We start from the raw sequence: 12,238 nt of genomic DNA, 5'->3' as shown, positions 1-12,238 counted from the left end.
CGGGCGTCGCAGCGGCGCGACAGGAAGGACGGCCAGCTCAGCGCGAGGTCGGCGCGATCATGCCGCGCAGGCCGCTGGTGCGGTGGGTGCGCTGGGCGATGGCTTCGGCCAGCACGGCGCCGGGCGGCGATACCAGGGTGAACAGTTCGCTGGCGCGGGTGATGCCTGTGTAGACCAGCTCGCGGGTGAGGACGGCATTGCGCTCGCGCGGCAGCGCCAGCACGGTGTGGCGGAACTCCGAGCCCTGCGATTTGTGGACCGTCATCGCGAATGCCGTCTCGACGTTGCGCAGGCGGGTCGCCAGCACGCTGCGCACGGTGTCGCCTTCCAGGAAATAAACACGCAAGGCGCCCGGCCGCGCCGGATCCGGCAGGGTGACGCCGATGTCGCCGTTGTAGACGCCGGTGCCGTAATCGTTGCGGGTGACCATCACCGGGCGTCCCACGTACCACTCGCCGTTCGGATGCAGCAGCCCGGCCTGGGCCAGGCGCGCGGCCACCGCATCGTTCAGGCCGGCTACGCCCCACTCGCCGTCGCGCACCGCGCACAGGATGCGGAAGGACTCGAAGCGCTGCAATACCTGGCGCACCCATTCTTCATGGTTCGTGTTCAATGAGGCCTTCAGGCCGGTATTCAACACGTCCAGGTAAGAACCGTAGCCGGACTGCGCCAGCTGCAGCACCTGCTGCTGCTGGGCGTTCTCGATCCAGCGCACACTCGCCTCTCCGGCGCGCAGCACGGCTTCCGCGCGCAGTGCATCGCCGGCGTTCACCGCCAGCGCCAGCTGGCCGATCGGGCCGCCGAAGCGCCGGCTGTGGCGCAGCATCACGGTTTGCTGGGCCAGTGCGCCGGCGTCGCCCAGGAATTCGTCCGGCAGCAGCTCGCCGCTGGCCGCGAGCACGTAGTCGCAGGTGGCGTCGGTGTAGCCGCCGGCCCCGGCGTTGTGGCACAGGTCGCCCAGCACGGCGCCGGCCTCCACCGAGGCCAGCTGGTCCTTGTCGCCCAGCAGGATCAGGGTCGCACCGGGCGGCAGCGCGTCCAGCAGCGAGGCCATCATCTCCAGGTGCACCATCGAGGCTTCGTCGACGATCAGCACGTCGACGTCGAGCGGATTGCCGCGGTGGTGGGCGAAGGCGCGGGTATCGGGGCGGGCGCCGAGCAGGCTGTGCAGGGTGCGCGCGGGGCCCATGCGCAGGTTGAGTTCGCGCAAGGGGAGCGTGGCGCCGACCTTGTCGGCCAGTTCGGTCAGGGCCTTGTCGATCGACTGCTTGAGGCGCGCCGCCGCCTTGCCGGTCGGCGCGGCCAGGGCGATGCGCTGGCTTCCCGCTTCCGGGGCGGTGGCGAACAGCAGCGCCAGCAGGCGCGCCACGGTATAGGTCTTGCCGGTGCCGGGACCGCCGGTGATGATCGCCACCGCGCCGCGCACGGCGATGGCACAGGCCAGCTTCTGCCAGTCCGGCCCCGCGAGCGTGCGCTCCGAGGCGAACAGGACGTCGAGCCAGCCGCGCACGTCCTCCTGGTCGACCTCGCGCCGCCTGGTGGCCCGTTCGCGCACGGCCTGGGCCACCAGCATCTCGTCGCGCCAGTAACGGCGCAGGTAGAGCCGGTCGCCGTCCAGCACCAGCGGCTGGTCGTAGTCGAAGGCGCTGACGTCCCACACCTGCTGGCAGCCGGCCAGCTGCTGGGCCCAGCCTTGCGCGGTCTTCGGCAGCGGTCCGGCGGCGCGCGCCAGCAGCTTCCACTGCTCGTCCTCCCAGCCGAGCAGCGCGGCCGGGCCGGCGGCCAGGTCGGACAGCAGCAGGCAGCTGTGGCCCTTCCCTTCCAGTTCGGACAGCACGCCCGAGGCCAGCACCAGGGCGGGCGGGGCCGCCCCGAGCGAGGCGATGAAGCGCGCGAAGGCGCAGGACAGGCGGCGCAATTCGCCGGCTTCGCCCAGGCGCGCCAGCTCGCTCCACAGCAAGGCGATATTCGGCTCGTGCTTGGCCACGCTCATTCCTCCCCGTCCTTGTCCAGCAGCGCTTCCAGCCCGCCCAGCAGTTCCAGGTCCGGCCCCAGCACGCAGCAGCCGCGCGTGTCGGTATTCGCGATCCCGCGCAGGAACAGGAACACGGCACCGCCCAGCTGGCGCCGCGGTTCATAGCGATCGCCCAGGCGGCTGCGCAGCAGGCGGTGCAGCGCCAGCATGTAGATCGTGGCCTGGATGTCGTAGCGGTGGCCGACCATGCCCAGCTCCATCGCGGCCTGGGTATAGGCGGCGTCGCCCGGCCCCAGCGCATTGCTCTTGTAGTCGAGCACCCAGTAGCGGCCCCCATGTTCGAACACCAGGTCGGCGAAGCCCTTGAGCATGCCGTGCAGGGTCCGTTCCGGCAGGGTCGGACGCTCGAGGCCCTTCATGACGTGGGCGCGGCACAGGCGGTCGAGCTTCACCACGTCGAGGCGCTCGCTGGGGAACCAGAATTCCAGTTCCGGTACCGGGTCGCGTATATCGGCGAGGGCGGCGCCGAGCGGCGGCAAGGGCGTGGTGACCACCGCGTGCAGCCAGGCCAGTGCATCGTCCTGGCGGTGGCCCCAGCCGGCGCGCTCGATGCGCTGGCTGAGGCGCAGCAGGAAGTCCGGATCGGCGGCGCGCTCGAAACCTTCCCCCGCCATCCATTCGAGCTGCTCGTGCATGAAGTTGCCGGGCACCGAACCGCGCGGGAAGCGGTGCCAGGGCGCGTCCTCGATGCGCGGCGGCGTGAGCACCTGCGGTTCTTCCTCGAGCAGGGTCTCTTCCTGCGCCCGCATCGGCGCCGGCGGCGGCGCGGGTTGTGCCGCCACCGCATGGCGCACCAGCGAGGTGAAGGAGCCGATCGACCAGTCGCGCTCGAAGCGCGCTTCGTAGCGCGGGGCGGCCAACAGGTCCGGGCGGATGTCTTCGCGCGCCAGCAGGGTGCGTTCCCGCGCTTCGGTCAGGTCGTGCAGCACGATGCCCTCGGCGCCGCCGCGCAGGCGCTCGAGCCGCTCGCGCAGCAGTTCCGCCTCGATTTTCTCGCCGCCGCCCAGCAGGTAGCCCAACGCCGACTCGTGCAGCCGGTTCTCATTCTTGCTGCGACCGCTGATCGGCGCCGCGCCCAGCCACAGGAAGTGGCGTGCACGGGTCAGCGCCACGTAGAGCAGGCGCAGGTCCTCCTCGAGGCGTGCGCGGTCGACCGCTTCCAGCGCTTCGTCGCCCATCGCCAGGTCGAGACGGCGCGCACCATCGAGGCCGACGAATTCGAAGAAGGCACGATTGCGCCGGTCGGTGCGGCGCGCGGTGACCGCGAACGGCAGGTAGACCAGCGGGTATTCGAGGCCCTTGGACTTGTGGACCGTGACCACCTTCACCAGTTCGGCATCGCTCTCGAGGCGCAGCACACGTTCCTCGCCGCCTTCGCCGACACCCTCGAGCTGCTCGGCCAGCCAGCGGATCAGGGCCTGCTCGCCTTCCAGCTGGCCGCTGGCCTCCTGCAGCAGCTCGGCCAGGTGCAGCAGGTTGGTCAGGCGCCGTTCGCCGCCCGGCTGGCGCAGCAGGCGCGCCGGCAAGCCGAGTTCGTGGACGAAGCGGCGCAGCATGGCCAGCACGCCCTGGCGCTGCCAGGCACCGTGCAAGGCCTTCAGTTGTTCCACGCGCCCTTCCCAGGCCACCTCGTCGGACGACAGCCTGGCCAGTTCGCCCAGCGGCAGGCCGGCGGTGCGGGTAGCGAAGGCGGCCCGCGCCAGGGTGCCGTCGAGCGGGTTGGCGACCGCGTACAGCCAGCGCAGCACGTCGGCGGCTTCCTCGCTTTCCACCACTGAATCCTTGTCGGACAGGTAGACACTGGCCACCTTGCGTTCGACCAGCGCGCGGCGCACGGCCGCGGCCTCGCGGCGGTCGCGCACCAGGATCGCGATATCGGCCGGCATCAGGCGTCGGAAACGCTCACCGTCCGAGAAGCCGACCCGCTCGTCGCCCAGCAGGCCGACGATGTGTTCCGCGCAGTGATGGGCAAAGTACTCGCGGTAGGCTTCCTGGTTCATCGGGCCGGCGCAGCACACCGACATCGCGTGCTTGGGGCCATCGGCGCCGACCAGGCGCTCGCGGTGGTCCTTGGCCCGCACCGCTTCGAAGGGAAGCGGATTGTCCTCGCCGCGGCGGAAGCGGAAGGCGCCAGCCGGGTAGCCGGCGCGCTCGCCATCGCCTTCGGCGTGGCGGAACATCTGGTTCACCGCCTCCACCAGCTGGGCGGTGGAACGGTAGTTGACGCCGAGCTGGTAATGCCGCCCCGCGGTGGCGCGCCGCGCCGCCAGGTAGCTGTGGATGTCGGCGCCGCGGAAGCCGTAGATCGACTGCTTGGGGTCGCCGATCAGGAACAGGCCCTGGTCCGGATCGTTGTCCGCCACCCGGTACAGCAGGTCGAAAATGCGGTACTGGTCGGGCGAGGTATCCTGGAACTCGTCGACCATCGCCACAGGGAACTGCAGCACGATGCGGCGGCGCAGGGCCTCGCCGTTCGGCCCCTCGAGGGCGTCCTTCAGGCGTTCCAGCATGTCGGCGAAGCCGAACTGGCGGTTGCGCGCCTTCAGCTCGCGCATGCGGGCGGCGATGTGGCTGGCGGCATGGCGCAACAGGGAGTGCGACAGCGGCTCCAGCGCCTCCAGGGCGTCCTGCAGCGGCGCGGTGAATCCGAAACAGGCCGGCACCTCGGCCACGAAGTCCTTGCTGAAGGCGTCGACGATGCCGTCCGGGCACAGGCGCTTCCATGCCGTCCCGTTCAGCTCCGGCAGGACCCGGGCCGGATCATTGGCCCAGGCGCGCAGCGCCTCGAACCACTTGACCAGCGAATCGGCGCGCATCTTGTTCCCGTTGAAGCATTTCGGGTTGCGCTCTCGCTGAGCTGCGATCCAGCTTTCCATCTCGTCGGCGCGCGCGGCCCAGCCTTCCTTCAGGCCGGCAAGCTCGGCACGCAGGCTGCGCTCGATGCGCGCCACCAGCACCCCAAGCGGCTCGGGCGCGCATTCGCCCAGCAGATGGGTGCGTGTCACCAGCTCGCGCACGCCTGCCTTCAGGGCCTCGACGTCCTTCCAGCATTCGCGCACCGAGGCCAGGGCGTTCACGCCCAAGGGATAAATATGCTGGCGCCAGTAGTCATGGGCCGCGTCCTCGAACAGCGCGCGTTCGTCGCTGACCAGCTCCTCGTCGAACAGGCTGCCGGAGTCGAAGGCATGTTCCCGCAGCATGCGCTGGCACCAGGCATCGATGGTGAAGATCGCCGCCTCGTCCATGGTTTCCGCCGCCAGGACCAGGCGATGCGCGGCAACGCCGCGTTCGGCCTCGCCTGGATAGGCATCGGCCAGTTCGCGCAGATACGGGTCGCCCAGTGCGGGATGACCGTCGTCCAGCTGGTCGCGGAAATAGGCCGCCGCCTCGACCAGGCGCTCGCGCACGCGGTTGGCCAGCTCGCGCGTGGCGGCGCGGGTGAAGGTCATCACCAGGATCTCGCTCGGCAGCAGCGGCCGTGCGAACGCCGCCTCGCCACCATGGCCGAGCACCAGGCGCAGGTAGAGCGCGGCGATGGTCCAGGTCTTGCCGGTACCGGCCGAGGCCTCGATCAGGCGCGTGCCATGCAGCGGGAAGACCAGCGGTTCGAGGTGCTGGCTCATGCCGCCTCCCCTGCCGCATCCGGGTTCAGCGGCGCCACCTGCACGCCGGCCTCGATCCACTCGGCCAGTGGGCCGTACAGGTCGCGCGCCAGGTGCGGCCAGTCGCCGGCCGCCACCAGGCTCGCGAAGTCGGGCCACAGGCGCGCCAGGCACAATTCCTCGACTTCGCCCGAGAGTTCATAGCTGCCCTCGTAGACCAGGCGGGCATCGCTTTCATGCGCGCCTTCCTGCAGCAGCGCCAGCGCGGTCTTGCAGGCCACGGCCAGCGGCCGGTCGAGGTTGGTGCGCCACAGCGCGACCAGGTCGTGCAGGGTGGCCGCTGCCTCGGTCGGGTTGAGGGCATGCATGGTCAGGATGGCGTCGCGCGCCACCAGGTGGCCGGCCACCGGGGCGCCTGCCGCGGCGGCGGCCAGCTGGCGCAGCCAGGGGCCGATCAGTTTGTCGCCGCGCGGACGCCCTTCCCGGTCAAGCACCTTCGAGGACACCTGCATGAGCCATGCGGTTTCGTTGCCGTCGGTGCGCAGGCGGTCGATCCAGTCGTCCAGCACGATGGCGTCGCCCAGCCCGAGGCTGACGGCGCGCTTCGGCGCGGCATGCGGGAAACGCGCGCCCAGTGCCAGCCAGGCGCTGCGCACCGGCACCAGGCCGTCGACCAGCTCGCGCTGCCACTGCCGGCCCATCAGCCCGATCGGCAGCACGCCTTCGCGCACCAGGCGTTCCGCGCGCGCTTCGAGCGTAGCGCGCACCTCGTGCGGCGCCTCGAGCGGCCCGCTGTCGTCGAGCAGGTGGTCTTCGATGAAATAGCGTTCGAGCGCGTCGAGGGCGAAGGGTTCCTCGTCCTCGCCGACCACGGCGGCATCGGCGAACACCACACCCAGGCGGCGCCGGAAGAAATAGCGCGCAGGCTGGCGGAGAAAAGCCGCCAGCTCGCCCAGCTTGAGAACGAAACCCGGTTCCATTTCGTAGGGCGGCAAACTGTCGACGGCAGCCTCGCCGTCCTCCATGCCGTGGGCCGAACGCCATTCGCCTGCATAGGTGAGCAGCCCCCCGCGTTCGAAGTAGCGGCGGCTGAAGGGTTGCAGCGCGTGTTCGGTGGTGCGTTCGTCCAGCTTGAGATTCCAGCCGTTCTGCAGGTAGTCGCGCAGCTGGGCGACCAGCACCGAGGCGGGCTGCTCGCTGTTGTCGCGCACGTTGCGTCCGACCCAGCTCAGGTACAGCTTGTCGCGCGCCGACAGCAGCGCTTCCAGCATCAGGTAGCGGTCGTCGTCGCGGCGCGAGCGGTCGCCCGGACGCGCCATGCCGGGCAGCGCCAGCAGGTCGAAGTCGGCCTGTTGGGTGCGGCGCGGAAAGTCGCCGTCGTTCATGCCGAGCAGGCAGACCACGCGGAAGGGAACGGCGCGCATCGGCATCAGGGTGCAGAAGGTCACGCCGCCCGATACGAACTGGTGGTTCAGGGTCGGCTGGTCGAGCTGGCCGAGCCAGGATTCGCGCATCACCGCCAGCGGCACCGGCTCGCTGAACTCCGCACTGTCGCAGGTCTCGAGCCAGCACTGCAGCGCTTCATTGAGCTGCGCCAGGGTCAGGCGGTCTTTCTCGTCGCCCGGGTGGAAGAAGGCGGCGAGCAGTGCGCGCGCCGCCTCGCCCCATTCGGCCGGGGTGCGCGACTGCGCCAGCGCGGCGCGGTAGTGCAGCAGGCAGTCGATGAACTCGGCCAGCGAGCCGGCCAGCGCGGCGTCCAGGCCGCCGACTTCGGCATACGGCTCGATGTCGCCGAAGCTGGCGCCGGCGCCGCTGGCGTAGCCGAGCAGCATGCGCCGCACGCCGAAGATCCAGGCGTTCTGCTCGCCCACCGAGGCCAGTCCCAGGCCGGCGCGGTGCTCGCGGTCCAGGCCCCAGCGCACGCCCGAGCCTTCGATCCAGCGGCCCAGGATCGGCAGGTCCTCGGCATCCAGGCCGAAGCGTCCGGCCACGGCCGGGACGTCGAGCAGGTCGCGCACCTCGCTCTGGCGGCAGCGCTGCTGCGGCAGGCGCAGCAGCCATTCGAGCGCCACCAGCAGCGGGTTCACGCTGCGGTCGCGCACGTCGCCGATCTCGAAGGGAATGTGGCGCGGGTCGCTGCGGCGGTGCTGCTCGAATACCGCGTGGATGGCGGCCGAGAACACGTCGATGTCCGGCACCATCACGACCACGTCGCGCGGGCGCAGGCTCGGGTCCTGGGCGAACCAGGACAGCAGCTGGTCGTGCAGCACCTCGACCTCGCGCTGGACGCTGTGGGTGATATGGAATTCGATCGAGCGGTCGTCGCGCGCCGGCGATACATGCGGGTGCTCGCCGGGCGGCAGCAGGTCGCGCACCGCGGCCTGCACCTGCTGCAGCAGCGTCCCGCCTTCGGCTTCGTCGAACAGGTCCACGCGCAGGTTCTCGAAACGTGCGCCTTCGCCCTGGTCGAATTCGTCCAGCATGCGCACGAAGTCGCGCCCCTGCCGGCCCCAGCTCGCCAGCAGCGGGTGGCTGTGCATGTGCAGTTCCTCGACCGGCACGCTGGCCAGTTCGCGGCCGTCGCGCGGCTGCTGGCGGCGGCGCGCGGCCTTGAGCAGCTCGCGGCCCTCGATGATGTCGCCCCAGTAGAAGCGGCAGGGATTGGGCACCGCGAACAGCACCTGGGTGTGGCGCGACAGCGCGGCGATGGCCTGCAGGGTCTGGTAAGGCAGGGTCGACATGCCGAACAGGATCACGCGGCGCGGCAAGCGCGATACCGGTTCGCGGCCCGATTCCACCGCGGCCAGGAACTGGGCGTGGATGCTGGCGCGTCCGGTCACGCGCTGTTCCGGCGGCAGGCTGGCGTGGATTTCACGCCACAGGCAGGCCTGCCATTTCAGGTCCGCGCCGAGCGGCACCGGGTCGCCGACCGCGCGCCGCAGCTGGTCGCGCCCGGCTTCCCAGTCGGCCAGCCAGTCGGCGCGGTAGACCTGGTACTGGTCGTACAGATCGGCCAGGCGCTCGGCCAGCTGCAGGCGGCGCTCGGGGCAGCCGTCGCCCAGGAACTGCCTGAGCGGGGCATAGCTGGCGTCCTCGAGCAGTGCCGGCAGCAGGCGCATCAGGCGCCAGGTCAGCGGATCCTTGTCGAAGGGTGCACGGGTCGGCACGCGTTCGCGTCCCAGCATGCCGCGGTAGGCTTCCCACAGGAAGCGCGCCGGCAGCGCCACGCGGGTGGCGGCGCACACGCCCATTTCCTCGGCCAGCGCGATCTTCAGCCACTCGGCGACCCCGTTCGACTGCACCAGGATGGTCTCCTGCTCGAGCGGACCCAGCGGGTGCATGCGCAGCCAGTCGAACATGGCGCTGCGCAGCAATTCCATCTGGTTGCCGTGCAAAATTAACAAGCCTGGGGTGATCGGGGAAGACATCGGAACAGTCGGGTTGCTCAAGGGGCAAAGGATACCCGGTTTGGCCCCCGGGCGGAAGGCTTGGCGCCGCGCATTAGCTCATCGACAAGCGGTCGTCGCTACGCACGCCGAGCCGTGCGACGAGCTCGCGTTCGACCCGCGCCAGCTGGGCGCGCAGGCGTGCCGCCAGCGCCCGCGCCTGGGCCGGGCGCCCGTCCTGCCCCTCGAGCTCCTCGCACAGGGCCGCGAAGCCGGCGGCGCCGACCATGCGCGCCGAGGACTTGACGCGGTGCGCCAGCGCCGCCACCGCCGCCAGGTCGCCGGCGCCGAGCGCGGCGTCGATCCCGGCCAGCGCGTCGCGCGCCGTGGACACGAACAGGAAGGCGTATTTACGCATCCGCTCGCGGTCGCCGCCGACGCTGGACTCCAGCTGCGCCAGGTCGACCAGGCCGCCGGCCGGGCTGGCGCCGGGACCGGGCGCCGCGACCGGCACCACGTCGGGCGCCGCGGCCGCGCTGCGCCCCAGGCAGCGCGCGATGGTTGCCGCCAGCAGTTCGGGCACCACCGGCTTGCTCAGGAATTCGTCCATGCCGGCCTGCAGGCAGCGTGCGCGGTCTTCCACCCCGGCATTGGCCGTCATCGCGATCACCAGGGTGTCGGCCAGCCGCGGGTCCTGGCGGATCCGGCGGGTTGCTTCCAGGCCGTCCATGACCGGCATCTGCACGTCCATCAACACGCAGTCGAAGCGCTGCCGCGCCATCGCCTCCAGCGCTTCGGCGCCGTTGCCGGCGACGCTCACTTCGGCGCCGGCCTGGAGCAGCAGCTCGCGTGCGACCTGCTGGTTGAACGGGTTGTCCTCGACCAGCAGCACGGCGCAGCCGTCCAGGCGCGTGCCCTGCCCCGCCTCCACCTGCGCCGGCGGAGGCGGCGCCGCACCAAGGCCGGGACTGCCGGCGCCATCCTCCAGCCCGAGGCGTGCCGTGAACCAGAAGGTGCTGCCGCGGCCCGGCGTGCTGTCGACCCCGACCTCGCCGTGCATCAGTTCCGCCAGCTGCTTGCTGATCACCAAGCCCAGGCCGGTGCCCCCATGGCGCCGCGTGGCCGAGGGGTCGGCCTGGTGGAAGGGAGTGAACAGGCCGGCCAGCTGGTCGGGCGCGATGCCGATGCCGCTGTCCCGCACCTCGAAGCGCACCAGCAGTTCGGGGCCGAAGGCGTGTTCGAGCCGGGCCCGCAGCAGGATGCGGCCGTGTTCGGAGAACTTGACGGCGTTGCCGGCGAAGTTCAGCAGCACCTGCTCGAGGCGCAGCGGGTCGCCGCGCAGGGGCCGCATCAGCTCGGGGGCGATCTCGAGGTCGAAGCCGAGCCCCTTGGCGGCGGCCGCCTGGCCCAGCTGCTGCTCGACGTTGCGCATCACCGCCTCCAGCATGAAGCCGACCGTATCGAGTTCCAGCTTGCCGGCCTCGATCTTGGAAAAATCCAGGATGTCGTTGATGATGCCCAGCAGGTGCTGTCCCGAGTGGTAGATCTTGTCCAGGTAAGCGCGCAGCTGGGGAGCGGGATGGGAGTGCAGTGCCAGGTGGGTCATCCCGATGATGCTGTTCATCGGCGTGCGGATCTCATGGCTCATGTTCGACAGGAAGTCGCTCTTGGCCCGGTTGGCGGCGTCGGCGCGCGCCTTGAGCTCGTGCAGCGTGGTGACGTCGGTCGAGATGCACAACACCGCCGGCATCTCGCCCTCCGGGTGCAGGGGCATGCGCACGCTCCACATCTGGTGCACGCTGCCGTCGGCAAGCGGCAGTTCGGCCTGGCAGGCGTGCCGCTCGCCGCTCTCCAGCGCCATGCGGTCGCGCTCCCAGCTGGCCTCGGCGATGGCTGCCGGCAGCACTTCGAGGTCGCGCCGGCCGACGATCTGCGCCGCCGGCAGGCCGATCAGGGCGGCACTCTTCGCATTCACGTAACGGAAGCGCCGGCCGCTGTCCTTCAGGTAGACGTAGGCATCGAGGTTGTCGAGCACCGAATCGAGCAGCAGGCGCTGGTCGAGCGCGGCCCGGCGCGAACGCACCAGGTTGAAGAACAGGGCGAAGCCCAGCAGGCTGACCCCGAAGCCGGAACCGAAGGCCAGCAGCGGCAGGTAGCGGTCGGCCCCCACCGCCATGGCGGCGCGCTCGGCCGAGAAGTGCGCCTTCCAGCGCGTACCGGCATAGTCGACCGGCAGCAGGATGGTGAAGCGTCCGTCCTGGGCCGGCGCCTCACGGCCCTCCTTGCGCACTTCCGGTCCGACCAGCAGGCGGTCGCGCGGGTCGAGCGCCAGCCGCGCCGCAGCGTTCCGGGCCGGCGGCGTTTCGCTGTACAGGCTGAGCGCCATCGGCTGACGCCCCTCGGGCCCGAGCGCGCGCTGCACCAGTGCGTCGACCGAGAACGCGATGCCGATGCTGCCGAGGTAGCGCGCGCGGCGTTCTTCCAGGCTGGCCGGCACCGCGCCGCCCAGGTAGAGCGGTTCGCGCATGCCGAGCGCGGTGTGCGGGGTCGGCCGCGCGACCCGGATCGGCGTGCCGGAGGCCGAGAGGGTCCCGTGGTCGCGCGCCCGGGCCATCGCGGCCGCCGCGAACGGCTGGACAGCGAGGTCGAAGCCGAGCCGGTCCTCCGGCAGGCCGGTCGGCGCGACCCAGGTGATCACCTCGTAGTACGGGCGGCGTCCTGCGGGAATGATATCGAAGCGCGGATAGCCGGCCGGGTTGACGCTGCGGTCCTGGCGCACGCCGGCGATGAAGGCCTCGCGCGCGGCGTCCGGCACATGGGCGACGAAGGACACCGCCTCGATCGCCGGGAACTGCGCCGGCAGGTCGAGCGCTTCCACGTAACGGTGGAAGCGCAGCCGGTCCAGCGGCTCGGTGCCGGCTGCGTGCAGCGCGACCAGGCCGCGCACCACCCGCGAGTACGAGACCACGGCGTTCGCCACCCGCTCCTGCGCCAGCCTGGCCATCGTCTCGAAGCGGCGCCGCGCATCGTCCTCGACCGCGCCGGCGGCGACCCGGTAGCAGAGCGCGCCGACCGCCAGCGACAGCGCGAGCCCGGCGACCCAGGGGGCGGCGCTCGCGCCCTGCTGGGCCGCATTGACTGCGCTGTTGGCTGCGGTGTTCGCTGTCGAATCCATGAGGCTCCAGGTGTGCGGTTCTGCTTGCTCGATGTTGCTA

The 12,238-nt window shown here is 71.0% G+C and carries 4 protein-coding genes; all 4 read right to left on the bottom strand.

Going from position 1 to position 12,238, the window contains the following annotated elements; translation table 11 throughout:
- Nucleotides 1-37 precede the first annotated feature (37 nt).
- Nucleotides 38-1,993, bottom strand: a complete 1,956-nt coding sequence (gene recD, locus ACSQ25_RS10055) for an exodeoxyribonuclease V subunit alpha (RefSeq protein WP_436105553.1) — start codon at nt 1,991-1,993, stop codon at nt 38-40.
- On the bottom strand, nt 1,990-5,658 hold the full coding sequence (recB, locus tag ACSQ25_RS10050) for an exodeoxyribonuclease V subunit beta (protein WP_436105552.1): 3,669 nt from the start codon (nt 5,656-5,658) through the stop codon (nt 1,990-1,992). Before recB ends, recD begins: the two co-directional genes overlap by 4 nt.
- Nucleotides 5,655-9,065 (bottom strand): exodeoxyribonuclease V subunit gamma, encoded by a 3,411-nt coding sequence (recC, locus tag ACSQ25_RS10045; RefSeq protein WP_436105551.1) that lies wholly within the window; start codon nt 9,063-9,065, stop codon nt 5,655-5,657. Before recC ends, recB begins: the two co-directional genes overlap by 4 nt.
- Before the next feature lie 73 nt (nt 9,066-9,138).
- Nucleotides 9,139-12,198, bottom strand: coding sequence for a CHASE domain-containing protein (locus tag ACSQ25_RS10040; protein ID WP_436105550.1), 3,060 nt, complete (start codon nt 12,196-12,198; stop codon nt 9,139-9,141).
- Nucleotides 12,199-12,238 lie beyond the last annotated feature (40 nt).

Origin of the sequence: Massilia sp. LjRoot122, from assembly GCF_964252725.1 — a bacterium.
In the GTDB taxonomy this organism is placed as follows: Bacteria; Pseudomonadota; Gammaproteobacteria; order Burkholderiales; family Burkholderiaceae_D; genus Telluria.
Note: the sequence above shows the minus strand (reverse complement) of the source record. Positions and strands in the feature narration are given on the sequence as shown.

What these genes read in the sequence shown, in the direction of transcription:
- ACSQ25_RS10040 (WP_436105550.1), bottom strand. Translation starts at nt 12,198, where the DNA reads ATGGATTCGACAGCGAACACCGCAGCCAACAGCGCAGTCAATGCGGCC.
- recB (WP_436105552.1), bottom strand. Translation starts at nt 5,658, where the DNA reads ATGAGCCAGCACCTCGAACCGCTGGTCTTCCCGCTGCATGGCACGCGC.
- recC (WP_436105551.1), bottom strand. Translation starts at nt 9,065, where the DNA reads ATGTCTTCCCCGATCACCCCAGGCTTGTTAATTTTGCACGGCAACCAG.
- recD (WP_436105553.1), bottom strand. Translation starts at nt 1,993, where the DNA reads ATGAGCGTGGCCAAGCACGAGCCGAATATCGCCTTGCTGTGGAGCGAG.